The sequence below is a fragment of the Psychromonas sp. SR45-3 genome, assembly GCF_014163575.1.
In the GTDB taxonomy this organism is placed as follows: domain Bacteria; phylum Pseudomonadota; class Gammaproteobacteria; order Enterobacterales; family Psychromonadaceae; genus Psychromonas; species Psychromonas arctica.
On sequence record NZ_JACJDP010000006.1, the window covers coordinates 141898 to 168078 of the forward strand.

General features: G+C 38.0%; 23 protein-coding genes. 5 read left to right on the forward strand and 18 right to left on the reverse strand.

What is annotated here, in order from left to right; translation table 11 throughout:
* Positions 1-254: 254 nt before the first annotated feature.
* Genes H5084_RS05605 through H5084_RS05615 form a run of 3 tightly spaced genes read right to left on the reverse strand, consistent with a single transcriptional unit; the run spans position 255 to position 2845 of the window.
* Positions 255-1007, reverse strand: coding sequence for an inositol monophosphatase (locus H5084_RS05605; RefSeq protein WP_182689820.1), 753 nt, complete (start codon positions 1005-1007; stop codon positions 255-257).
* A gap of 4 nt (positions 1008-1011) precedes the next feature.
* Positions 1012-2052 (reverse strand): LacI family DNA-binding transcriptional regulator, encoded by a 1041-nt coding sequence (locus tag H5084_RS05610; RefSeq protein WP_028868104.1) that lies wholly within the window; start codon positions 2050-2052, stop codon positions 1012-1014.
* Between the two features lie 10 nt (positions 2053-2062).
* Positions 2063-2845 carry an MBL fold metallo-hydrolase gene (locus H5084_RS05615; RefSeq protein ID WP_182689821.1) on the reverse strand — a complete coding sequence of 261 codons (783 nt, stop codon included), beginning with the start codon at positions 2843-2845 and terminating at the stop codon, positions 2063-2065.
* Positions 2846-3017: 172 nt separating this feature from the next.
* Here H5084_RS05615 and H5084_RS05620 point away from each other — a divergent pair, with 172 nt between their 5' ends.
* The 4 genes from H5084_RS05620 (at position 3018) to H5084_RS05635 (ending at position 7031) form a co-directional block, all read left to right on the forward strand.
* Positions 3018-4082, forward strand: coding sequence for an ABC transporter ATP-binding protein (locus tag H5084_RS05620; RefSeq protein WP_182689822.1), 1065 nt, complete (start codon positions 3018-3020; stop codon positions 4080-4082).
* A gap of 31 nt (positions 4083-4113) precedes the next feature.
* On the forward strand, positions 4114-5262 hold the full coding sequence (locus tag H5084_RS05625; protein ID WP_028868101.1) for an extracellular solute-binding protein: 1149 nt from the start codon (positions 4114-4116) through the stop codon (positions 5260-5262).
* An 84-nt stretch (positions 5263-5346) separates the two neighbouring features.
* A complete protein-coding gene (locus tag H5084_RS05630) occupies positions 5347-6183 on the forward strand; it encodes an ABC transporter permease (RefSeq protein ID WP_156916080.1) in 837 nt (278 codons plus the stop codon).
* Positions 6180-7031: an ABC transporter permease gene (locus H5084_RS05635; protein WP_182689823.1), complete on the forward strand. Its 852-nt coding sequence runs from the start codon at positions 6180-6182 to the stop codon at positions 7029-7031. The genes H5084_RS05630 and H5084_RS05635 overlap by 4 nt, the downstream gene beginning before the upstream one ends.
* Positions 7032-7514: 483 nt before the next feature.
* Here H5084_RS05635 and H5084_RS05640 read toward each other — a convergent pair whose 3' ends face one another.
* From H5084_RS05640 to H5084_RS05680, 9 genes are all read right to left on the reverse strand, one after another.
* The gene (locus H5084_RS05640) at positions 7515-8435 is read right to left on the reverse strand and encodes an ABC transporter substrate-binding protein (RefSeq protein ID WP_182689824.1); all 921 of its coding nucleotides are present in this window, start codon (positions 8433-8435) and stop codon (positions 7515-7517) included.
* Between the two features lie 13 nt (positions 8436-8448).
* On the reverse strand, positions 8449-9483 hold the full coding sequence (locus tag H5084_RS05645; RefSeq protein WP_182689825.1) for an iron ABC transporter permease: 1035 nt from the start codon (positions 9481-9483) through the stop codon (positions 8449-8451).
* Entirely contained in the window at positions 9483-10481 is a 999-nt protein-coding gene (locus tag H5084_RS05650; RefSeq protein ID WP_182689826.1) for an iron ABC transporter permease, read from the reverse strand. Before H5084_RS05650 ends, H5084_RS05645 begins: the two co-directional genes overlap by 1 nt.
* Entirely contained in the window at positions 10478-11368 is an 891-nt protein-coding gene (locus tag H5084_RS05655) for an ABC transporter ATP-binding protein (protein ID WP_220485904.1), read from the reverse strand. Before H5084_RS05655 ends, H5084_RS05650 begins: the two co-directional genes overlap by 4 nt.
* Positions 11316-12095, reverse strand: coding sequence for a siderophore ferric iron reductase (locus tag H5084_RS05660; RefSeq protein WP_182689827.1), 780 nt, complete (start codon positions 12093-12095; stop codon positions 11316-11318). The genes H5084_RS05655 and H5084_RS05660 overlap by 53 nt, the downstream gene beginning before the upstream one ends.
* 30 nt (positions 12096-12125) lie before the next feature.
* On the reverse strand, positions 12126-14219 hold the full coding sequence (locus tag H5084_RS05665) for a TonB-dependent siderophore receptor (protein WP_182689828.1): 2094 nt from the start codon (positions 14217-14219) through the stop codon (positions 12126-12128).
* A 149-nt stretch (positions 14220-14368) separates the two neighbouring features.
* Entirely contained in the window at positions 14369-15274 is a 906-nt protein-coding gene (locus tag H5084_RS05670) for an AraC family transcriptional regulator (protein ID WP_182689829.1), read from the reverse strand.
* 422 nt (positions 15275-15696) lie between these two features.
* Positions 15697-16230, reverse strand: a complete 534-nt coding sequence (locus H5084_RS05675; RefSeq protein WP_182689830.1) for a DUF4136 domain-containing protein — start codon at positions 16228-16230, stop codon at positions 15697-15699.
* A gap of 197 nt (positions 16231-16427) precedes the next feature.
* Positions 16428-17489, reverse strand: a complete 1062-nt coding sequence (locus tag H5084_RS05680; protein ID WP_182689831.1) for a GGDEF domain-containing protein — start codon at positions 17487-17489, stop codon at positions 16428-16430.
* A gap of 1381 nt (positions 17490-18870) precedes the next feature.
* Here H5084_RS05680 and H5084_RS05685 point away from each other — a divergent pair.
* A complete protein-coding gene (locus H5084_RS05685; RefSeq protein WP_028868089.1) occupies positions 18871-19554 on the forward strand; it encodes a GntR family transcriptional regulator in 684 nt (227 codons plus the stop codon).
* 225 nt (positions 19555-19779) lie between these two features.
* Here H5084_RS05685 and H5084_RS05690 read toward each other — a convergent pair whose 3' ends face one another.
* The 6 genes from H5084_RS05690 to H5084_RS05715 all read right to left on the reverse strand — a co-directional run bounded on the left by H5084_RS05690 (position 19780) and on the right by H5084_RS05715 (position 26130).
* Entirely contained in the window at positions 19780-20625 is an 846-nt protein-coding gene (locus H5084_RS05690; protein ID WP_028868088.1) for an ABC transporter permease, read from the reverse strand.
* 1 nt (position 20626) lies between these two features.
* Positions 20627-21907, reverse strand: coding sequence for an ABC transporter permease (locus H5084_RS05695; protein WP_028868087.1), 1281 nt, complete (start codon positions 21905-21907; stop codon positions 20627-20629).
* A gap of 39 nt (positions 21908-21946) precedes the next feature.
* Entirely contained in the window at positions 21947-23032 is a 1086-nt protein-coding gene (locus H5084_RS05700; RefSeq protein WP_028868086.1) for an ABC transporter ATP-binding protein, read from the reverse strand.
* A 121-nt stretch (positions 23033-23153) separates the two neighbouring features.
* Positions 23154-23570, reverse strand: a complete 417-nt coding sequence (locus H5084_RS05705) for a dihydrodipicolinate synthase family protein (RefSeq protein WP_028868085.1) — start codon at positions 23568-23570, stop codon at positions 23154-23156.
* 86 nt (positions 23571-23656) lie between these two features.
* A complete protein-coding gene (locus tag H5084_RS05710; RefSeq protein ID WP_182689832.1) occupies positions 23657-24733 on the reverse strand; it encodes an ABC transporter substrate-binding protein in 1077 nt (358 codons plus the stop codon).
* A gap of 143 nt (positions 24734-24876) precedes the next feature.
* A complete protein-coding gene (locus tag H5084_RS05715; protein WP_182689833.1) occupies positions 24877-26130 on the reverse strand; it encodes an FAD-binding oxidoreductase in 1254 nt (417 codons plus the stop codon).
* Positions 26131-26181: the final 51 nt, after the last annotated feature.

The following is a 26181-nucleotide window of genomic DNA, read 5'->3' on the forward strand; positions in this document are numbered from 1 at the left end:
ATAATACAACTATAAGGTTGGCTGTAGCGACAACGGGTGTTTGGAAAGCTGCGTTATTCTACGATATTTCCCACCCTTTTTATACCAGATGCTAATGAAAAAAACAATAAAAATCAACAGTTTGCGATCGTTACCTCTTCGCTGTCTCCATTGATTTTAACCCGCTCCCGTACAATAAGTAACTAGGCTATAATCAGTCTATTGACTTTAAAGGGTAGTTACACAGTATTTATTACCGTCTCCTCTTAACAGTGTCACTCTTTCAACTTATGCCATAACTGTGGGCTTGCCGCCCATACTGGGTTTCCGTTCAACAAACCGTCACATTCCAGAAAAGCAGATGTTTTTCCACCTGCTTCCTCGATCAATAATAGTCCGGCTAAAGCATCCCAACTGTTAAGATGAGATTCGTAATAACCATGGACCAATCCAGAGGAAACATGGGCAAGCATTAATGCACCTGCACCAAAACGACGGTGTTCAATATTTTTTGTATCTAGATCAGTGAGCAATTCCAAGTATTCATACAAAGGACGGCGGTTAGAGCGACCTATACCAATAATTGCTTGTCCCTCTTCTGGTTCTCTCATTATCAATGGAGTGCCATTTAAATAAGATCCATTACCTCGCTCAGCAAAGAACAGCTCATTTCTATCAGGGGCATATACGAAACCAATTTCAATTTTTTCTTCTACAACATAAGCGACAGAAATACACCAGTAATCCATTCCTTGAAGGTAGTTAGTTGTTCCATCGATGGGATCTATCACCCAAATGCCATCTTTATTGACACCTTTAGTCAAGCCACTTTCCTCTCCTAAAAATCCATCTTCAGGAAATAAGGTTTTAATAATTTTTTTTAGCTCACTTTCAATACTTAAGTCTGCTTCTGAAACAAAATCTTGCTTGTCTTTTATTGTCACGGATATCCCTGAACGACGAATTTCTTGTGCATATTTTCCGGCTTTTTTGATTGCTGTTTCTAATATCTTGTATTGCTCTTGCATTTTATTATGTCCTTATATTATCTGTATGTGGAGAGGTGTTTCTAATGATTAATTTAACGGGTATTTCTTCGAAACGTTGAATGATATGAGGATTTTGTCCTCTTGTTTCTAGACAAGTTAGAACCCGTTGTGCTGTGGTGGACACATCTTGGTGGATAGTTGTTAAACGATAACTGTATTGTGATGTTTGAAGGGTATTGTCAAAACCAATAATCTGAAAATTAATGGGAGCATCAAAGCCATTTTCACGCATACCATCCAAAAATCCACAAGCCAGTTGGGCATTGGCGCAATAAATACCATCAACCTTTTTTATTTGTTTACAATAATCATGTGCGGCTCGCCTTCCGCCTTCATAGCCATCTAGTTCGGTTATTATTTCGAGAAAGTCTGATTCATTAAAAATATTTTTATTGATAATTACCTGGCGAAATGTGTCTCCTCGGTTTATGCCAGACCAAGTAGAGCCTTTGTAATTCAGCCAACCAACAGAAGTGCAGCCTGAATTTATGAATTGCTTTGAAACGAGTAATGCCGCCATGTTATTGTTAGAACAGACAAAATCGACATTGGGAATGTCCATATGACGGTTGATACCAACGACTGGAATATTGTGTTGAACACATTCTTTTACTAGATCTGCAGGGGGTTGGCCTGATGTTACAATTACGCCAGAGACTCTAAATTGTGTAAAACGGCGGATAGTCATTTCTAATTCGTCAGCACCTTGTACTTCTGTTACTAGCGCCTGGTATCCTTTTCTTTGAATTTCACTTAGTAGTGCTTCTAATAAGCTACTACGAAAAGGATCACTTAATCGCGCGACGATTACACCAATTAACTGACTACGTTTTCGATTTAATCCCTGCGCTAAAAAATTTATTTGATAACCAAGTTCACTGGCCGCTTGTATTATTTTGACTCTCGTTTTTGGGGCAACACTACCGTTATTACTGAACGTTCGAGAAACGGCCGCTCTTGAAACACCTGCAAGTTGAGCGACGTCTTCAGCTGTCACAGATCTACTGTTTTGAGTCTTTTTCACGATTTTATCCTTACTGCAAGAGCGTAGAAGCTTGTATTTTTTGAATGTAATTTTCGTCTTCTAAATCAATGAATAATCCATCTTTACTTAAAAATAACCTAGGTATGCATTGAACGACCTCAGAGACTTTTGGGATGACTTCATCAAAGAGGTGGTAGAGCCCTAAGATTTTTACATCTGTTTCTACTAATAATCGTTCACAATCTGGTAAATCACCATGAGAAGAGTTGTGTGGTAAAGGTGTAAAAGAGGCACATTCTTGAAATGCAATATCAGCCTTATTCATCAATTTTTTGCTTGCTACAGTGGGGCGACCATCTCCACTGAAAAATAAAGTTTGTTGCTCCGCTGTAATACGAAGCGCACGGTTGCTTATTTCATGTTGCGTATTAGCTGTGTCAATTTTCCAGTGTTTCCACTCAAAAGAATCACTGATTTCCTGCCAATGGATCTCGAAACATATCACTTTCTCTGGCCAAATTGATAATGCGACTAACGCTTCAAGCGGTTCTTTTTGTTCTGTCTGGCAAAAAATGGTTAACGGTTCAGTTCTTTTAAAACTTTTCCATTGGTTTATTAAAGCCGCTAATCCTGAGCAATGATCAGGGTGGATATGAGTAAAATAAATAACCTGTATTTCGTTTACTCCAATATCTCGTTGCCAAATAGCTCTAGGTACAGTTGGTCCACAGTCAACGAGCCATTGATTTTCCTGCGAATCGATAATTCTAATTGAAGATGTATTACTGTGTTTTGAGAACGCGCTACCACAACCAATCACATCAATTTTCATATTGCCTCATAATTTTTTTTTAGTTTCATAGAATTGTCATAAAGTTCCGACAAAGTAGGTCCCCATAATGTCGGTTAAAGGTTACATTTTTTTTACAAATCTATGAACACGTGTTCATTTTTTGAAAAAATTTAAAAACCTCCGATAACCTTTTTATCGCACTGGAGCAAAGATGACGCATTTACATATAAAAGACCTACAGGCAGGTTATGGGAGAAAGTTGATTTTGAATAATATCAACTTAGAAGTTAGGCAAGGGGAAATGATTGCTTTACTTGGTCCTTCTGGATGTGGAAAAACGACCTTATTAAATGCGTTATGTGGTTTTATTCCTTTGAGTTATGGAGAAATACTTTCAGATAAACGTGTTATTTCTCAATTGCCCGCAGAGCAAAGGAATATCACCATGGTGTTTCAAAGTTATGCGCTTTGGCCTCATATGACTGTCGAACAAAATGTTGCATACGGGCTAAAAGTTAAAAAAGTAAAACGTGCAGATATCGAAACTCGAGTTGCAGAATTGTTGAATGTAGTGAAATTGGCTGGTTTAGAAGCAGAAAAAGTCACTGCACTATCAGGAGGTCAAAGACAGCGAGTCGCATTAGCGCGAGCATTAGCTATTCGGCCCGATGTCTTGGTATTAGATGAGCCTCTTTCGAACCTTGATGCCAAAGTTAGGTTGAGTGTGCGCCATGAAATTAAAGCATTACAAAAGAAACTTGGTTTTACCTCTCTGATCGTGACTCATGATCAAGAGGAAGCGTTGGTAATGGCTGATCGTATTGCGGTATTAAATAAAGGACAAATTGAACAAATTGGTACGCCGGAAGAGATTTACCATCATCCAAGTACGGCTTTTGTTGCTGATTTTATGGGGGCAGATAATCACATTGTATGGCCAATTCAGGACCCTGGTTTTAGTTTAAATATCAACCTGCCTCCCGATGATCTGAGTATATATTTTCGCAGTGAAAACGTTTCAATATCATTGCAAGCCACTATTAATAATGAGTTAAATCAGCAACAAAATGAGGGGTTAATCATTAATGGCACTGTCGAGCAAAGTGTTTTTTTTGGCAATAGCTACAGAATTAGTGTGCGCAGCGGGAAGCACATAATACAGGCAGAACATTATAAGCACCTGCCTGGGAAAACTCCCGTGACTCTACATATATTACCCGAAGCACTGCATATATACGCAGCAGACGTAAAAAGTTCAGTACTCGAAAAAAACTAAACCATTTCTATCAAATTAATAAGGATGAATTATGTTTCATAAAACTAAACTGGTAGCAATTGCCACTATTGGTCTTACCCAATTTTCAAGTTTTGCAAATGCACAAACTACTTTGAATGTGGTTTCTGCAGGTAACCAACATATGGTGGATTACGTTAAGTCTTATTTAGCTCCAAAATTTGAGGCGATGCACCCTGGTGTGAAAGTAAAGGTCGTTGGAACTGGACCAGGAGATGCAGGCTCTCATAAGATCATGGAGAAACTTTCAGCACAAAATAGTAGTGGGCTTGCTACTTGGGATATTGATGTTGCTGTTGTCCACCAAAAAATAGGTGGGGAGCTGGTGAAGGATGGCCTGCTTTCAAAGTATAGAGCAGACATTAGTACTGGTAATCTGGCTACGCGAGACAGTGCTAAAAATGCACTTGGTGTCAATGTGGATGGTTATGTTATGCCTATGTTTCATAGCCAAACAGCGATTGCATATAACAGTGAATTTGTTTCCAATCCACCAAAATCTTACGATGAATTAATAACATGGACGCAAAAAAATCCTAAAGCCTTTGGTTACAACGGGATTAAAAATGGTATGTCTGGCGTGAGTTTTGTTACTGGCTGGATTTACGCCTATGGTAGCAATGCTGACAAGTTATCAACGGCTCCCTATGAAAAAGAAATTGCGGGATCGTGGGATAGTGCTTTTGCAAACCTTAAAGAGTTTAATAAAAACATTACCTTTACGCCAGGTAATGCTGGGACGTTAGATATGCTGAATCGTGGAGAAATATTCATGGGGCCTGTATGGGTTGATATGTTCTACAGCTGGAAAGCACAAGGTAAAATCCCTCCTTCATTGAAACTGTCTTTGATAGCACCCGGTATGCCAGGGCAGCCTATGTATTATGTTACGCCAACAAAAGCATCACATCCAAAACTTGCACGTGAATTCATTGAGTTAGCAACTAGTCCTGAAATACAGGCTGAAGGTATTGTGAAACGCTTTAACTGGTATCCAGGTATTGATGCTGAGCATGTTAAAAACAAGTTAGACAATGCAACATGGGAAAAACTTTTTGCTGAAATTACACCAAATGACTTAGCAAAGTATGGAAAAAGCTTTCCAATTGGACCTTATTTTGATGACATAAAAGAAGGTTACGAACGAAAAGTATCTAACTAAGCCTTAGAGTGCTGTTACTTGATTAATGCTCTGAAGTTTATCACTCAGAGCTATTTAAACTTATGAACGTTACCGGGACAAAATATGCGTCAAATGCAATCACACAATCTTTGGTTAGTCGCTCCTGCCGCTTTGATGGTTGGCATCTTCTTTTTATATCCACTTTGCTTCTCACTTTATTCCGCCGTTACATTAGATGGTGGAGGTTTCACATTGACACATTTGTATAAAGCTTTTGATCTATATTCAAAAGACATGTTATTTACTATTTTTATTGTATTCGTTTCAGTGTCTATTTTAGCAAGTTTATCAGTGACTATTGCAGCACTTATCACTTTATCGCCTTTTCGTTCTTTAGTGGGCTTACTGGCTTTTCTTTATCGTTTACCGTTGTTTATTCCTTTTATTGTAACGGCACAAATGATGCGTACATTTTTGGCAAAGAATGGATTAATGAATAATGCATTTATCGAATCTGGATTGTTAACTCCTATGGAAACAATCTCTTTTCTAGGTTGGGGAGGGATCATTATTACATTTGTTTGGAAACAAATGGCATTTTCTACGTTATTAATATCTGGCGCAATGGCCGCTTTAGACGACTCTCAAATCCAAGCTGCACGTAATTTAGGTGCATCTAGGTTTCGAGTTTTAGTTCAAATAATATTACCTCAAATTACTGCAAGTATAGGGATTGCTATGGTGTTATCGACGGTAACTATTATGTCAGTGCTTTCAGTTCCACTAATGATAGGTACAGGTACGCCTACGATGATGACTGCCGATATGGCATTTCGAGTTAATTCTTATGGCGATTATCATGTTGCAAATGCACTTGGCCTAGTTTCGTACTGTATATGTGGTGGATTGGCTTACTTTTACTTACGCCAGAATTTGAAAGACAAAGGAGCTATTTCATGATCGCTACACAAAAACAGTATTATTTTAGTGGAATTAGTATCTACAGTGTACGTTTCAGTTTTTGGTTACAAAGTCTGTTCATATTACTGCTCGCTTTGGCGATGTTCGGTCCTATTGTAAACCTACTCATTTGGACAGTAACAGAAAGTTGGTATTTTCCAAACTCGCTACCTTCGCAATGGGGGTTTAAATACTGGCTACAAGTGTTCAATCCTTACTGTGATGTATCTGGTTCATTGCTGACTAGCCTGTTAATTGCAATATTAACAGTGGTTGTTTGCCTGTTAGTTTCTGTGCCAGCAGGGTACGCACTTTCTAAAAATAGTATGCCATTTCGTGTGTTTTGGATGTTACTTTTTTTGATCCCACAGGCTTTTCCAAACCTGACCGTGTATATGAATATTGCTCGACTTTTTTATGACTTCGGCCTAAATGGTACGTTGCTAGGAGTGGTTTTAGTGCACAGTGTGCATGGTTTGATGTTTTCTATTTGGATCAGTGTGGCTGCATTTAGCTCCACAGATCCAATGTTGGAACGTGCCTCTCGTAATTTAGGTGCAGGACCTATCTATACATTTTTCCATATTGTTTTGCCTCAGGCTGCTCCTGGACTTGTTGCCAGCTGTATTTTTGTATTCTTGGAGTCATTAGATGAGTTTACAGGGACCTTTTTTGTAGGCTCTCCAAACATTAATACTTTGCCACTTTTACTGTATACCGCGAGCATGGAGGGGAATTATCAAATTGCATCTATTACCGCATTGATTTTACTTGTTCCTTCTATTTTATTTATGGTAATTATTCATAAATTCATGAAACCTGAAATGCTTTCCAAACTTGGTAAATAGCCGTTTTATTTGTTGTTTTTGAAAATAAAACCCAACAAGCCCCTACTTAAGTAGGGGCGAAGTCCAGATACGGTTCAAAGACTTTTTTATTTAAACTTCTGGTCTAAAATTATCGGCTGTTATGGCTGAACAATGATTGTATTGTTCTATATCAACGTGTTGTCGGCTCGTTCATTGAACAAACCAATCATTCCGCTTGCCAAGAAACCACGGATTTACTGCTCAAATTAAAACGAACCTTAACTGCAAATAATACTGAGCTGAGACTTTTAATCAGACGGTTGCGAAAACTGGCCAAATGTATAAACAAAAACCTAATATGCTGAAACTATTCAAAGAGTATTTTTCTGATTGCTTTTGGTAGTGTTCAAAAATCGTAGCCCTTTCTTCAAGCTATTGTTGCTGATGCACTTAATTTAGAACGCATACGTTCTGAATTAAGTTGCATCTAATTCTAACTGTCATGACATTAGAGTTTGTTCCTTATTTGGTTATTTTGGACATCTCTGGCAGCATTTCATCTAATAAATATTGAATCGATAAGTAACTAAAGAATGAAAAAGCACCGCCAACTAGGTCACCGGTAAAGTATTCTTTTTTATTTTTATAAAAGGGCATACGTTTACGAAAAACACTGGTACTTGCACTTTCAATGGTTTCTTGGGAAGCCAACCACACTACAATATCATTATCTAAAATATCCAAACGCTCTTCACTGAATGACGCATAAAAAGCATCTCCTGCTATTTGATCAATTTCAGGAGGAATAACAAAACCTAGATCCATTAAAAAACCAGAACGTAAGTCTTTAGTTGCATACGCGCCGGGTTGTTTATTGTAATAAAATGCAACGCTAGCGGTTTTATTTTTAAATTCGGGATGAGCGCTTTTGGCTTGTGTTAATTTTTGTTGTAAAGATTGAATATGTTGTTCTGCAAGTGCTTGATACCCCAATGCTTTACCTATTATTAAATGCCTGATATTCCATGGAATTGTCCAATCCTCATATCCAGCTGGTGGTGCTAAAGTGGGAGCAATTGCATTTAATTTTAAATATTCTTTTTCATTCATTGCCGAAGATACACCGATAATGATATCTGGTTTTAATGCGGCAATAGCTTCGTAATCGAGTATTCTAGCATCCAATATGACGGGTTTGCTGTCGCCTAATAAGGTTTGTGCCCAAGGCCAAACCGCAAAGGGTTGGTTGCCATACCAATCACGTATTGCTAATGGTTTGACAGCAAAAGATAAAACATCATCTTGGTCAAGATGACCAACAATCACAACGCGACTTGGTTGTCTGTCGATCTCGATGGTGCCGTATTTATGCGCTAGAGAGGTTGGAAAAGCTAGCACTGAGAGGCTAAAGCATAAACTCATTAAGCCAATTATCCATTTCATATCTATTCCTTTTTTAAAATTGTTTTTTTATTAATAAATAAGCAAATAAGGGGGCACCAACTAATGAGGTCACCAAACCTGCGGCTATCTGTGTCGGAGCAAAAAGAGTTTTGCCTATAATATCGGCTGATAATACTAATATTGCCCCTACCAATGTGCTCAATAGTAAGTGGTTGGCCGGACCGTTGTGGGGGATTTTTCTTGCCAAATGTGGGGCTAATAAACCGATAAAGCCCAGCGGTCCTACAATCGCAGTTGCAATCGCAGCTGCAGCTACGGAGGTAGCAAGCTGTAACAACATGGTTTTCCTTAAATTAACACCTAAACCAACAGCGACCTCATCACCTAAACTAATCACTATCATTGTTCTGGCTTGGCTTATCGCTAGTAGCATTAAAACAATACAAGCCAAGCCTAAAGCGTTTACATCATGCCAGTTGCTTGTATTGGTGCTGCCTGCTAACCATGAGAGTGCCGACATGGCAGATTGTAATTTTCCGTATGTTAATAGAGTAGAAATAAGCGCACTGATGAAAGCAGCGACTCCTACCCCTAATAAAATAAACTTTAGTGAATTACCTTTACCGCGTAATAATTGGATAATACCAGCAACTGCAATCGCACCTATAAAAGCTGATATTTCTCGCCAGCCATCAATATAATCAGGGAACAAAATAGTTAGCGTTACCACGGCCAATGCTGCTCCTTGGCTAATGCCTACTAGACTTGGATCTGCCAAGGGGTTCCGCGTCAGATTTTGTAATAATGTGCCTGACAGGGCAAACAAAGCACCGCTAAAAATCGCCACTAAACTTCTGGGTAAGCGAAACTCCCAAATAATCAACGTAGCCTGTGAGTCGCTGATCCATGGCTGTTGTTGTATTAGACTGAAAAAGCTGTCTACTAAGGAAAGTTGGTAACTGCCACTTATCAGGCTAAACATAAAAACAGCAATTAAAGCGAGTAATAAACAGGTTGTGTAGATTGCTGCGATTTTAGTTACTTGAAATGATATTTTTTGTTTACATAATCGAATTGACATGGTCATTAGCGTACCTTCACTTTGACTAACCAAATAAACAAAGGCGCACCCATTAATATAGTAATCAAACCTGTTGCGATCTCTTGTGGTTGTATTAACCATCTTGCAAGGCTATCAATAGATAACAAATAAACTGCACCAAGTAGTATTGAGTAGGGAATGATCCACCGATAATCCGCACCCACTATAAAACGCACTACGTGCGGGATCACTAAACCGATAAACCCCAAGGGGCCCGCGAGAGCGATAGCCGCTGAAGTTAAGATGACGATACACACTAGAAGTTGCCATTTACGGCGGCGGATGTTGATACCTAAACCCGTTGCGATCTCTTCGCCCATGGATAAGGCCGTCACACTAGGAGCTAAGACGATTGCCCCGATTAAACCGACTACTATCCAGGGAATGCACCAATATAGTGTCTCAATATTACTGGCTAATAATGAACCAACTAACCACGTTCTCATTTCTTCAAAGGTTTGTTCATCTAATAGATGGTGGATGGCAAGTAAAGCACCCGAAAAAGCCGTAAATGCGGCCCCTGATAAAATCAGGCTAAGTGGCGTAATACCGCCATGGGTTCGAGCGGCAATATTCCAAACAATGATCGCACTAATGAGTGCACCAACGGCTGCTACAACAGGTAACCATATTAATGATGCATTAGTGACAAAGGTAGACCAATAAACTACCGCTAAAGCACCTCCCGTCATCATGCCTAACAAACTTGGATCCGCGAGTGGATTGCGCGTGACACCTTGCATTAAAGCGCCTGCAACCGCTAAACAGGCTCCGACGCAAATAGCGATCATCGCGCGTGGCAGGCGTAATTCTTGTATGATCAAATGGTCAAAGTTATCTTCATTGTATGTGTAGAAAGAGTGCAAAATATCAGAAATAGAGATGACTTTAGTACCAATTGATAAGTGAATGACTAACGCCACAATAAGTAATAAACACATCAGCGATATACCTGTCGCTCCTAACCATTGCTGGCGCTTCATAAGCTTTCCTTATGACCACGTTTTTTTATAGGTATACAAATTAACGTATTCGATTCTAAATCAGTTATAACCTTTGCATTTAAACCAAATACACTGGCTAGATTTTCAGCATTAAACACATCTTGCGCTGTCCCTTGCGCATAAATTTTGCCTTCTTTCATCATAATTAAATGGTCTGCATATGCAGCTGCAATGTTTAATTCGTGTAAAACAATGACTAATGTCCGTTGATGCTGGTGGGCCATCTCAGTTAATAGCTCCAATAGGTCTACTTGTACTTTTAGGTCGAGATAGGTGGTCGGTTCATCGAGTAAAATAATGTCTGTCTGTTGAGCAAGTACCATCGCAATCCAGCAACGTTGCCTTTGTCCGCCTGATAGCTCGGCGATCGCACTATCTGCCAACTCAGTAATATTTGCTTGTTGCATTGCCTGCATCACTGCGGCTTCGTCTTCAATGCTCCATTGTTTTAAAAAGCTTTGATGTGGGTATCGACCTTGGGCAACCAGTTCTTTAACTGATAAACCTTCCGGTGCAATAGGTCCTTGTGGCAATAAGGCCATTATTTTAGCGACTTGTTTGGCTGGCTGAGAATGAATATTCTGATCGTTAAGTAAAACTTCACCACTGATTGGGATGAGGACACGGGCTAAACACTTTAAGAGAGTTGATTTCCCACAACCATTTGAGCCAATTAAAATGTTCATTTTGCCCGGTTGTATTTCAAGGTCGATACCTTTTACAACAGGGGTAGTGTAACCAACGACTAAATTTTTAGCGGTTAAAGTGGAATGTGATATTTTTTTATTAATTGTCATTCGTTTAGGTGTCTTATTATTTGTATCTAAGTTTGTTAGCTTTAGGGCAATCGGCACAAAGTTTTTCATTAATCCTGTCCGCAAGGCAGCAGCTTGTCCTAATTAGTTTAATAGGTTTCTCTGTATTGGTTTGTAAAGAGTTAACTAATTTCTCTGGTAGTGCGAAAGCATTAAGCCATCGTTTTGCATGCTTTAGTATGGTTTGATCATTGAAGTCTGCATCGAACTCGCGGACCCTAAGTAAGTTGCTCATTATTGAGTCGGCGATAAAACGTCCTGCATAACCAGACGGGCAGCGGTGTAATGAATTTAACTGTATTCGATAGTGTTCAATGAGTGGTTTTAATTGCTTTGCTGCCTGTGTGATTAATTGATCTATTTCGCCTGTGCTGACGCTATTACTTTGAAAAACAAAACCGATAATTGCATTATGTTGGCGTTGTTGTTTGAAGCCAGTAAAATCAGGCAGTTGTTTTAAACCATAAACACTAATGAAAGTGATATAGATAGGTTGCCAACAAAGTAGATGCCATAGTCGAGCTTGATAATAAGCACTGCCTGCATCTGGGTTTTGTTTTTGTAAATCAGCTTTTAGCGCTTGAATAGTTTGGTAATCTTGCGCTTGTCCGGTAAGCCATTCATTATTATTGTTGAGTATTTGCTGTTGCTGAGGATCTTCAAATTTTCCATTTAGGTAGGGGATTACCTGTCTGCATAAATCTAACATGGAAGTAAGGGCATCTGCATTTTTGGTTGTATGTGTATTTTTAATTGTGCTTGTCTTTTCAATTATCATGGTAAAGGGCGGCTTGCACCGCCCACTGCATTAAAAGCTATAATTTACTTTTAGCTCAACACTGCGATCTGCGTTATTCCAACAGTTATCTTGGTCATAACAAGCATATGAATCAGTATCAAATAAGTTACTAACAATCACATTTGCCGTCGCACCATCTAATGAAGATGAGACGTTGCCTAGTTCATAACCAACTGATAAGTCTACAATAGTGTAGTCTGGTACCATGCCTTGGGTATTGGCTGTATTTTTTTGCATTTCACCGACATAACGAACACCTGCGCTTAACCGACTGCCGCGAAGCAGACCTTGATCCGTTTGGTAGTTGGCCCATAAACTTGCAGAGTGTTCTGGGTTATAAAGCGGGGTTGTGCCTTCATATAAAGTATCTTTAGTCACTTCAACATCTAAGTAGGTGTAATTTACTGCAAGATCGAATGAGTCTGTTAACTGGAATTTAGTATCAAGCTCCACACCTTGTGAGGTGACTTCGCCTATTTGGACATAGCTGTATGAACCTGAACCCACAGTTGTAGGATCTACGGTAACAACATTTGATTTCACAATATTAAACAATGCAACGGAACCGGAAATAGATTCGTCATAGGACATGTATTTCAAGCCAAGTTCAATTTGTTCGCCTGTTTCAGGTTCGTAACCAGAGGTATTTAATGGTTCAAAGCTAGTCGCATAACTAACAAAAGGCGAAATACCGTTATCAAGTTCATATAATGCACCTACACGGTAGGATAGATTTGATTCATCGGTTTTATAGGTTGTTCCGTAGGATGTCCCATCGGCATTATATTGATCAAAGCGTAAACCAGCGATAACAATCAAGCTACCCCATTGCAGTTGATCTTGTGCATATATCCCCACTTGTTTACTGTGAATATCATCGTCGGAATAGACTGTTTTTGTGAGTTTGCTGGCATCAATCATATTATTGTTTGGTGTAAATGTATTAAAGGTTGATACACCATGTGTTGCATATTCAGCATCGCCATCTAGTTTTTGAAAATCAGCTCCAATTAGGAGGTTGTGGTCAACATCGCCGGTTGTTACGTTAGCAGAAAGTTGGTTATCAAATACAAAGCCTTCAGAAGTTTCTTGAGTTGAATATAAGGCTCTGCCTAAATCACCTGTTGTGGCATCATAACTGTAGGTGTATGAGTTTTTTTGCTCAAACTCTCCTTTCATGTAACGAAAATTTTGCATGAAGGTTATTTGGTTCTCAAATTCATGTTGGAATTTATAACCTGCTAATAAAAATTTACGCTCTGTATCATTCCAATTTTTATCTCCGACAGAATAATCACTATCATTATTGACCAGTATTGACTCTGGCATCGCCGTGTTATTACCTACCTGAGGATCTTTCTGATAATAAAGGTTTACATTTAATAGCGTTTTATCACTGATATTCCAATCAATAGAAGGAGCAATAACATAACGTTCATTGCCTGAAAGTGATGTTTGTGTATCGTACTGGCGGGTTAACCCTACAAAACGATAGTTAAAATCACTGTCACCAATTTGTCCTGCAGAATCAATTGAAAATTCTTTTAAATCATCAGTGCCGATAGAAGCTCCAATGGTTGTATTATTTTCCGCTTGTGGTGCTTTACCGATTAAATTGACCATTCCTCCAGGAGGCATTGCGCCGTATAAAACAGAGGTTGGCCCTTTAAATATTTCTACCTGTTGAAGTGCAATCGGATCAATTTGTGGTTGTAAGTTCCAGCCCGATAAGGTTTGAAGTGAGACACCATTATAATAACTTTGGCTAACATTAAAGCCACGAATATTAAATACATCTAGGAAAGTGGCTTCTGAACCATAATTATTTGAGGTGATGCCCGGTGTGTACTTTAAGGTTTCCCCTAATGTTTTAACACTACGGATTTCTAACTGCTCATTATCAATTATATTTATCGCCTGCGGCGTTTCTTCTGGTTCTAATACTGTTTTTGTTGCAGTGTTTCGATAAGTTTTTCCCATGACTGTCATGGTATCAAAATAGGTTCCTTGTTTGTCTGCTTCATCTGCCATTGCAGTATAGGGTGCTGCAAGCGCTGCCGCGACTGAAAGTGCAAGAATTGACCGTGTATGTTGCTTGTTCATGAGTACCTCAAGTTGTTCATAAATCCATTTCTAAATGGGAATCATTATCATGCTTTGATTCTAAAGCACTACTTAACAATAAACTTAACAATTTGGGGCATGATTGATATTTATTTCAATAAAGTGGTTTTTATAAAAATAAGCGGTGCTTAACAAGGTTTAAGTTGAATAGGAATAAAGCATTCCATGGTTGATTCGTTACTGTGAATATCAAAACCTGCTTGATAAATTTCCAAGTCAAAGCCTTCAACTGATTGATAGTCTGATTGAGGTAACCAAGTAGAAAGAAACCACTGTATCGTTAAATCCAGGTGTTTAACTAAACCTGTATGTGGAATGACCGCATAGGTTTGTGCTGGGACATGTAATAAATGTTCAGACGCTAAATTGCTGGTTTCTTTGTTGTTTACTTTATACCCTGCCCAATAAGTGCTTGATGCATGATCTTGGTTTTCTCTTGTATCAATCACACCCATCACTGGTTTCTTAAAAGGTGGCTTAATGCCGGTTGTGTCGACCATTTTTTGCCAAATAAGCGGTATTGTCTTGCTATAATTAGGTTGCTTAGCAAAAATTCCTTGGATTAGACCGCTAACACCATAGAAGTAAAAGTCAGCTTGGTAATCAAAGCGTATTTGTAATAATCTTTTTTTGACTTCATAAGCCTGATGATTAGGCATTGACGATATTAAAGGTGTTTTTAATCCGATGTGCTGACCACGTTTTCTATAGGCACTTGGGCTGCACTGGAAAAGTTGTTTAAATGATCGGTTGAAGCTTATTTCAGAGTTAAACCCACAATTTAAGGCAATATCCATAATTCTATTGGTATTTAAAAGAAGTTGTTCAGCTGCGCGACTTAACTTTATCTCTCGTACATATTGTGCGACGGTTTGATTTGTTTCTTGAAGGAAAATACGTTGTAGCTGCCAGCGAGACCAACAACTTTTTTTAGCGAGAGATTCAACGCTTAAAGGAGAGTCGATATTATTATGTATATAGTCAAGAATGCGCTCTATTCTTGTGAAATGCGTATTATCTACCAAAACGTCCACTCACTGTTTATTCATTGACTGATTGAGACTGCTGATCTTTGGCATTTAAATTGTGTTCAATCTGCAGCGAAATACTTGTTAGTTATTTCTGCTAAGTGTCGTGTTGATCGATGCCGTCTTTAATTTTATCAATTGTCGTTCTTTTACAAAAATCAAATGGTAATGATAATTACTACTAATTGCAATGTTAACGGTTAACTTATTTTTAGATCGTTGATTGAACCAAATGATGAATAGAAATGATGTTATAGGAAACTTAAGGTCTTATTTAAACGGACAAGTGGGAGAAAGTTGCTATTACTTATTGAACCTTAAGCCCTAAAACCTTTGGTCAAGAAATTTGAAGGGGGCAGTATTGTTGTTACAGTAACTTGCAATACTGCCTAAAAAATTTGATAGGAGATTGTTTTAACTTTCCTGAGCTAAGGTTGCTTGGTTTGCGGTGGATAATCGCTGAGCATAAGCGCAATTTCTTTAACAATAAAATCATTTCGTTGCTGGGCTGACATTGTATCAGTTAGCTTATTCTGAGAAATAGACCGCCATATTATCGATTTACTAGCAGGGTTTATAAACTCAATTACTAGCTTATTATATTGGTTTTCATTGTAACTAGAGGGGGTGCTCATGCCAATGCCAGCTCGACCTAAGCCAATACCAAAACCGAAAGTGCCACCATTAGATTCGAGCTCTGTGGTCATTTCTAGTCGATAGTTTATTTGTAAGTCAGCACTTTGTGGCTGTGTTTGGCTAAGCCCTTTGACTTTCAGTTGTGCAGCGGTTTCATCTTCTATTCGCTTGCTATCAATACTTACTACGGCGCTTTCAGGTGGGATAACAAAAGTAAACGTTTTATATTGTGAGAAGTCATGGCCTAGAGCATAGTCAGACACCGGGGTAGCTGTACAAGCAATTAGAAAAGAACATAATAAAAGGGGGAAAATAAGGCGCGGCATATAAAAATCCTATTATAGTAAAGTAATTTATAATAAACCATCAGAGTGTTGTTAAGTGTTGTAATACGATTAATTTGTGAAATTGGTTGCCATTCTGCTAAGTTTTATTACTTAAACCAACGTTGTTAATGGTAGTAGTGAATGTGATTGAGTTTCTTTTGTTGTTGATAAATAGGTTACAAAGTATCGATTATTGCCTAAGCAAAATCATTAAGTGCTTGAACAACTTGATCTTTACCGTTTCTTTTTCCTTTATAAAGAGCATTATCTGCATACTTTATAATATTTTCTGGAGCATGCGAGGATGTAGAGCTGGCGATGCCGAATGTCATTGTGACCATTAACTCCCTTTGCGCTAAAGGAACTTTAATTTTTGAAATGCTTTGTCGCAGTTTATTCAGTGTTATGATCCCATTATCAATATTTGTGTCAGGTAACATAAATAAAAACTCTTCCCCTCCCCACCTTGCTTTAATGTCATGTTGACGCAGTTCTTTTTGAAGAACATTGGCAATTTCTACAAGGACGGTATCGCCAATATCATGGCCATAGGTATCATTAATTTTTTTAAAATTATCGATATCTGCAATTGATAAAACAAACTCCGATTGTTCACGATTATTGCGACTAAATTCTTCCTCAATTAACTCCATTGCTCGTTTTCGATTATTTAGTTTGGTCAAGGTATCAGTATTAGATTCATACAATAATATTGATTGATATTGCTTTACTGAAAATGAATAAATCAGTGGGGTGGTTGATGTTATCAAAAAAGTCACAATCATATTTAATAAATAAAACGACTCTTGTGCTTGAACACTCATACTGTAGGCTGCAACGGTGTAATTACTGAGTAAGTAGGTTGCTATTAAGCAGATAAAGCTTATTACAGTGAGTATTAACGGAATCGCAAATTTGACATAACCGCCAATAGCAAAGTAGGCCGCAATAGCAATAAAAAAGTATTGAAAACCATAATCCCAGCCGAGTAAATAGATAGCAAGGAATTGGTGACTTAATACTTCGAATGCAATGGCAATTATTGTATAGGGGAGGTAGTGATAATAGTTTAATGCAATATAGATCGTTGATAAATACAAAGCAATACTGAAAAAATTATAGTAATAAAGCGGTGTTATATCATTGATGTAAAAAACAATAATAAAAACAAAATGAAGGATGATTGCCATTATTTCGGCAAAAATAATAGCACGAAAGCTGGTGTTTTCTAATGGTGAATCGTTGGAAAATAATTTCATATTTTAGGTCTCAACGTTCGTTCAATAACATATTAAACAATAGCAATTGCTTTTTGAGCATTAAAAAAATGATAACCATTTTAGGCCAGTACTTTGCTGACTATTGTTATCTCATTGCGTTGATTGAAGTTAATGAATGCCTAGGTTCATGTTGTAGGCGATGTTTTAATATAGCACCTAAGGTGGTGAAAAAAAAGAGATGAAATTTTTGATATAATGCTTTTATTAATAATTGGATTTGCTGCCATATTTGAAAAATACTTTTATATATTTTTTAATTCTTTTTTGTTACCAAGCAGCGATTTAGGTAAATATTGATTTTTGATATCATCTAAAACTTGTTTTGATTGAGATTGTACCAACCTAACTTTCGCTTTAAGGGCGTTCAGTTAAGAAAAACAAGTTGCTCTTTAGCTGAAGTGAGGTAAAAATCGATCACCTAAAAGATCGTGAGATTTGTAATGGAACTTTGAGGAGCTCTCGCACTTCGATTAATCGTTTTAGTGAATTTTCTTCTTTATCAGATAGCTTAAGCCCAGATATTGATTTTACCTATAATCTAACGCCATTAGGTTAAGAAAACACCCCATATTTGACATGGTCTCAGCCGTCGTCTGCATGTTATTTTTTAGCAAAGAACCTGTTCCTTACCTTATCAACTAACTCCATTTTTTACCTCAATAATTCCATTATTTGTCAATAAATACTGTAACATAAGGCCCTAAAAAGGCTAGGCTGTCATGTCAATAAAGATACCCTTTATCATAAGGTTCTTACGCCGAACGCTGTCAATGGAGCGCCTAAATTTGTATGGTGTAGTTGAGGGTATTTGGCCTACACCTGACAATAAAAGCAAACTGCGCCTATTATCGCTCCACGAATAAATCTAATGAAGCATCTTACCCACAAATTCGAATGGTTTGTATAACGGATATGGTAGTCTTTACACTCATCGAAACGTGTTAATCAATAATTTTCTGGAAGCCTTCTCTAAAGGCCTGGCCTATGGCATTTAGAAAGAAATAAGTTCAGGTGATGATAACTATAAAGGAAGCGCTTTTTACGGTATTTTTAAGCCGTTAAATATGACTTAGCTTATCCCGAAGATATACTCTGTGAGTTAGTTAAGGAAGTTAAGTTTGTTGCTGATAATCAAGCCAAATTCACGATTGGACCCACTGCGAAGCTATAAATGCTAGCTTAAAAGTTTTACACCGGCTAGTACTTAGCCGACTGGCATTATCTCATTGAGTAAGTCTTTAAAAGAAAGAAAAATATTTACTAGCTATGCGTTTTAATGTTTCTCTTATAAATGCTTTACAATTACTATTATGGATAGATAATGAATTGCATATAATATAAAAATAAAAGGAGCTGTTTTATGGCATCAAAGCAAGAACAAGTTTTCAAAACTCGAACCCAAATCGTCGAAGAATCCATTCGCAATAAAATTCTCTCTGGAGTTTATAAAGCGGGACAGCCACTAAGACAAGATGCTTTAGCAAAAGAATTAAATGTAAGTAGAATACCGGTAAGAGAAGCGTTAATGCAACTTGAGGTGCAGGGGTTAGTTCAATTTGAATCTCACAAAGGAGCAACTGTTACAGAGCTCTCTCCAGAAAAAATTGATGAGTTATTTGCATTAAGAGCACTTATTGAATGTTACGTACTAGAGCGTGCCATTGTTAATATGACAGATGCCGATTTAGAACATATAAAAACAGTAAAATTAAACTTCGAACAAGCAGTTGAAAGTGGGACAAATATAGAAGAGTGGAGTATTTATAATTACGACTTTCACAAAGCCCTTTATGGACCAGCTAATCTTCCTGAATCGATGGATATTGTCTACAGCTTAAATACTAAAAGTGATCGCTATATTCGTATGCAGTTACTTTTTACTACCGGTGTTAAAAAAGCGGAAAGTGAACATAATGGGTTGTTTGAGCTATGTCAGCAACGTGATGTTGAAGGCGCAAAAGCATTATTAAGAAAGCACATTATTGAAGCTGGCCACGCGATTAGAAATTTACTCATTGAACAAAATGAGTCAAACAAAAAATAATCTTATAAAATATTAATATTGGCCATATTGTGGTTAATATTAATATTCTACTCTGACAGAGCTAATGATTGTAAGTTTTTTAACCTGATAAATATGGCTTCCATGCTTAACATTATTCTATTATTAATGACGATAACTCATTAATACTTAAAGATAAGATAGTGTCTGAGAGCATTATTATCTTAAAGCTGCATGAGTTTCTCATGCAGCCTCAATAAATCTCTATTAGCTCAAGCCTCTTAGTTTTGCATTGCGACGTCTTAATAACTCTAAGGTGAGCAGTAACATCACTGACATCAGAATCAAAATGCTTGCAACGGCTAAAATAGTAGGGCTGATCTGTTCGCGTATACCAGACCACATCTGTCGAGGTACGGTCCTTTGCTCAGCACCTGTAATGAAGAGTGCTACCACCACTTCATCAAATGAAGTGCCAAAGGCAAAAAGCCCTCCAGAAATAACACCGGGTCTTATCAGGGGAAGGGTTACGTTAAAAAATGTATATACAGGTGTCGCACCTAGACTAGCGCCTGCCCTAACCAAACTATGATCAAAACCGGATAATGTTGCGGTCACCGTGATCACCACAAACGGAGTTCCTAAAGCCGCATGTGCCAAGATAATACCAAGGTACGTTTGCGATAAACCAAAGCGTGTATAGAAAAAATACATTCCCGCTGCAGATATAATCACTGGAACAATCATTGGAGATATCAATAATGCCATAACTGCATTACGAAATGGCATTTTTCTGTTGGCCAGACCTAGCGCTGCAATGGTGCCTAATATAGTTGAAATAATCGTGGCCGCTATCGCAATATAAGCACTATTTTTCAGTGCATTAAACCATTGTGGGTTATCAATCATATCTTGATACCATCTTAACGAATAGGCCGAAGGATCAAGGGTTAGCATACCTTCAGTAAACGAAAAATAGGGTGTTGCATTAAATGAGAGTGGCACAATAATTATAATTGGAGCCACTAGAAAAAAGAGTACGGCAGTGCAGTAGACCTTAAAGCCAACAAAGCCGACTCTCTCCATCGGAGTACAATATTTTGGTAATGCCATCTTAATTACCCACCTTAATATTATTGATACCAACAATTCGATTAAACAAATAAAACATAATTAATACCGTCAATAGTAATATCCCACCTAAAGCCGAGGCCATTCCCCAGTTCAGAGAGCTTTGCATATGATAAGCAATGAAATTAGAAATCATCTGCCCACTTCTACCACCAACTAATGCAGGTGTAATATAAAAACCAATAGACAAGATAAACGTTAACAAAACACCAGCCCCTACACCCGACATAGTCAGTGGCATGTAAGCTTTGATAAAGGCGATGGTTGGGGTTGCGCCGAGTGAACGAGCGGCACGGAAATAATCTGGTGAGATGCCTTTCATCACACTATAAATAGGTAAAATCATGAAGGGCAATAGTATATGTACCATCGCGACAACCGTGCCAAACGTATTATGAACCAACTGTATTCGCTCTGAAATCACTCCGACATAAAGTAGTAGATCATTTACAACACCTTGCATTTGTAACAAAACAATCCAGGATGTTGTTCTTACAAGAAGTGAGGTCCAAAAGGGTAGAAGAACTAAAATTAGCAATAAGTTAGATTTACTATCTGGTAATGTTGCTAGCAAATATGCCAAAGGATAACCTAGTAATAAGCATAAACCTGTAATTAGTGCTGATAACCCCAATGTTTTCACAAAAAGGTTTAGATACACTTGTCTGTGTTCTGGTTGAGCAACAATATCTCCTTGCGCATTTTGACGAAAATCTAATGCAGCCAAGTAGTAACTAATAGTAAATTTAGAGCTTAAATTTTTAATAGCACCCCAATATTCGATATTATTCCAGCGTTTATCTATTTTTATCATCGCCGTTTTGTAGTCATTAATTTGCTCAAAAGTACTCAGTTTCCTACCTGTTTTCATCATCAAGCTACGCATCCCTGCGACTTCAATATTTAAGCGACTTGCTAATGGTGGTAAAGACTTGCTTTGGTATAACCGAATAAGCTCCTCCGCCAGTGCATTATAAGCCTCTTTGTCAGGAAGGCCTTGTTGCTCCCACTGAGAAAGTGATTTCACCGTATTAGGCAGGTTTTTTGCAATCAATGGATTATCGATACTGCGATATAACATTTCTGCAATCGGCACTACAAAAGTGATCATAATAAATGCGAGCAATGGTAGGGTTAACATTAAAGAACGTAAACGTTTTTTGCGCTCGGCTTTTTGTAAGTTTTGTTTTAGTTTGGCTTGATCTTCATTTAACGGATCTTGCATATCCACTACAGAGGGCAAACTCGTCAGCTCCAGATGCATACTTATCTCCTTGCTTCCTGTTGAATTAGGTAAATCAAATTAACTTGCTACAGCATTCAATGCGTGACAGTCATGACTTGACCACCCGAGTGAAATTGTTTCGCCAATCATTAAATTATGGCTTGAAGTGCTTGGAACTTTTACCACAAAATTACGATTGCCTAGCAGCTCTACAACCAACCTTAAATGGTCTCCGTGGTAGATAACTTCTTGGGTTTTTGCTTGGAATATATTATCGAATTTTCCAATCTCTGGGTCTAATACCACATTTTCGGGTCTTATAGATAATGTGCTATTCTCTCCAATATTAGTGACTTTTACAGCTCTTGCTTTGACTTTCTCTTTGCCAATATTAATGACACAATGATCACTGTTAAATTCCTCAACAGATCCTTGTAGCTGATTATTTTCACCAATAAATTGTGCTACAAAGGTATTTTCTGGGTTTTCATATAGATCGGTTGGGCTTGCTAGTTGCTGAACGACACCTTCATTAAAAACTGCAATTCTGTCAGACATCGTAAGTGCTTCCGTCTGATCGTGAGTGACATATAATATGGTAATACCCAGTTTTTGATGAAGACGCTTAATTTCATATTGCATCTGTTCACGAAGTTGTTTGTCTAACGCCCCTAAGGGTTCATCCATTAGTACTAATTTTGGTTCAAACACTAAGGCTCGAGCAAGCGCAATGCGTTGTTGTTGTCCGCCAGAAAGTTGGCCTGGTCGACGGGTTGCAACATGGCCTAACTCGACCATATCTAAAATATTCTTTACTTTTTTCTCAATCATATCAGTCGGCATTTTTCGTGCCTTCAGAGGAAATGCTAAATTTTCTGCAATAGTCATATGTGGAAACAGTGCATAATTTTGAAACACCATGCCTATATCTCGTTTATGGGGGGCTAAATTATTTACTGCTACTTGGTCAATATAGATATCACCATTAGTGGCAGTTTCAAAACCAGCTAACATCATTAAGCAGGTTGTTTTACCTGAACCTGACGGCCCAAGCATTGTGACAAACTCTCCCTCAGCGATATCAAGATTAAAGTTTTTTACTACCAGTTGTTCACCATCATAAGTCTTTTGAACTTTCTTAAAACTAACATATTGACTATTCATTACTGTCTCCAAATTATTAAAATAAAATGTGTAGCCTTTAGCCTTACTCATTTCATTCAGATAGCACCCAAGTGTTAGCGGTACATATTAAGATCAGGGCGTGTTGCTATAGATTTTTCAACTAATTGGATAATAGCTCACGTTCAGCACCTTCTAATGGCAAACGAGGGGCGCTAAATACTTCAGAACCCCGACCGCAGAGATGCTCTGCTAACTTGATGCATTGAACCAAAGTAGGAATCGTGTCCAGTTTCAATAGTGGAAGGAACCAACGATATAGCTGTAATGCTTCAGCGTATAGGCCTTGCGATGCAAGACCAAAAATTGCCACGACTTCTTGAGTTGCCGTTAAAATTAATCTTTTTTCTTCTGGTGATAATGAGCAATTTTCACCCTCAGTATCTAGGCAGATAATCCCATCAATACCATCATTTATTTGATTATCAATCACCTGTTGATTTGCTTTAATGTTCAGTGATTGGTCTGCATTAAACTGTGTACTAACAGCAGGGTATACGTCTTTCCAGTTAACTTTCATGTTAACCCCTTTTTTGATATAAAATATTGTCTAAAAAAATAGGTGCGGTAATTCAAAATGAACTAAGCCGCACCAATTTATTTTTATTACTTAGCTAACCAAGTATTAAACTCTTCGTTCAATTCATCGGCGTAATCACCCCACCATTCATCATTTACTAAGAAAGCCGTTTCAAAGTTTTGTGGTGCAGTCGGAAGTGTGTCTAACAGCGCTTTATCCATATTAATGGTCGATGACTTACGCGTCGGACCATAGGAAACATATGCGGCTTGCTTTGCCAAAGGTTTAGTTTTAGAAGAGAACACAACAAACTCAATTGCGCGTTCTAAGTTCTTACTACCTTTAGGAATAGCCCAACCGTTCATGTAACCCATCTGACGATCCCAAATAATTTTAAAGGGTTGGTTTTCATCTCGTTTAGCATTCGAAATACGCCCATTAAATGCAGACGAAATAACCACTTCACCATCCGCTAACATCTGCGGTGCTTGAGCGCCAGTAGTCCACCAAAACACGTGTTCTTTAATCGTATTTAGCTTGTTAAATGCACGATCACGACCTTCGCGTGTTTCTAACTGTGCATAGACATCTTCAGCAGAGACACCATCTGCTAACAGAGCCCACTCCATGTTACCTTGTGGGATTTTTTGTAAGCCACGACGGCCAGGGAATGTTTTAAGATCAAAAAGGTCGGTCATCTTAGTTGGCGTTGCTTTACCTTTAAATTGATTCTCATTTATGGCTAAAATAGTCGAAACAACAATGGAGTTAATGGCACATTTATGAATTGCACCTTCAATAAAATCATCTTTAGCCGGAGTACCGTCATCACCTGCTGGTAAAATTGATGGGTCAAATGTCTCTAATAACCCTTCAGCACAACCTCTTACAATGTCTGGTTTATCTAAAGAGACAAGATCCCACGTCACATTGCCTGATTCTACTTGTGCTTTAATTTCAGCCAATCCGCCATTAAAATCTTCAGAAACGATCTCAACCCCCGTCTCTTTGATATATGGTTTGTGGTACGCCTCTACCTGGCTTTTGGTAAATGAGCCGCCCCAAGATACAACGGTTAACTTATCCGCACTGTAGGCGTTAAGTGAGATACCTAAAAATATAGGAAGTAATATGTAAGGTTTTAGATTGATACTATTTAACATTGAGCTTCTCCATTTTGTTTGATTTACGCTTATTTATAAGAGGATTTAAGCGTATTTTTCCTTCGACTTATTAACGTCCGTTAACAAACTCATAACAAACCTAGCAGTATTTTATATTGTATACAATATAAAATTGCGAGTTTTTAAATGAAGCGTGAAATGGAATAGGGCTTAAGATCTATTTTTGTCGGTTGCGTTTGCTCTAATGACAAAATTAAATCGGCGGTGAAAGCTGCTTGAGTTAATCCTAAATGTTGATGCCCAAATGCCATCAACACTCGTCCATCACACACTGAATCGATCACCGGTAATGAGTCGGGTAATGATGGTCTGGAACCCATCCATGCAGTTCCTTTTTGTTTTGATAAGTTTGGGATAAGCGCGTTGGCATGTTGCTGTAACATATTGGAACGGTGCGGATTTTCAGCTGCGTCAACATGGGCATATTCAATGGTTCCTGCTAAACGCAATCCACCATTCATTGGTGTCATAATAAACTTTCTTTCTGCTGAGCTTATGGCCATTGATATTGAATGTTGCGGTTTAGGTATCATTAAGTGATAACCTCGTTCCGCAAGTAGAGGCGGATTAATATTAGTGAGTTGTTTGGCAAACTTTGCAGACCATACTCCTGCTGCAAGTACCACTTTGTTTGATTTTATCTCCCCTAAACGTAATGTTTTCATGCTACAACCGGACTCTGAAGCCGAGATGTCCTCAACTTTATCAATGATTATTTCCCCTCCAATTTTTTTGTAAGACTCAGATATTAAAAGGCATAAATCAAGAGGTTCAATAGTGTGCCCTGTATTTGGAAAAAGAATCGCGTGTTTGACATTACTACTTAAATTGGGTTCTTTTCGGCGCGCTTCGTTACCGTCAATAACAATCGCATCAACTTTGTTTAGCAGTAGTTTGTTCAGAACAGGGCGATAACTTTTAAAGGCTTCCTCTGTTTCAAATACCAACATAGAACCTTCATCTTTGAGCATATGGAGTTGATCAATTTCCGTAAGCAGATCTTGCCATGCATTAAGTGAATATTTATTGAGCTCTATTAATGCAGAGGTTCCTTTATTAAATTGTTCCGTCCTCGCATTGAACAAAAAATGAAACATCCAAGGGATGGTTTGTAGAATATCTCGCCAACGAATTGATACAGGGCTCTGAGGATCAAATAGCATTTTTGGTAATTGAGGTAGCAGTGAAGGTGAAGATAATGGGAATATTTGTTCTGTGGCGAAGTGTCCGGCATTACCTTTTGAACAACCTTCTGCAATACCTTTACTCTCGATAATACGAGTTTTCAAACCACTCTTTTGTAAACGGTATGCGCAACATAAACCGACCACGCCACCGCCAATAATAATAATGTCTAATTCTGTATTATTTTTCATCACATTTATCCTAAAATATAATTGTATAAAATATACGATAGTATATATTAA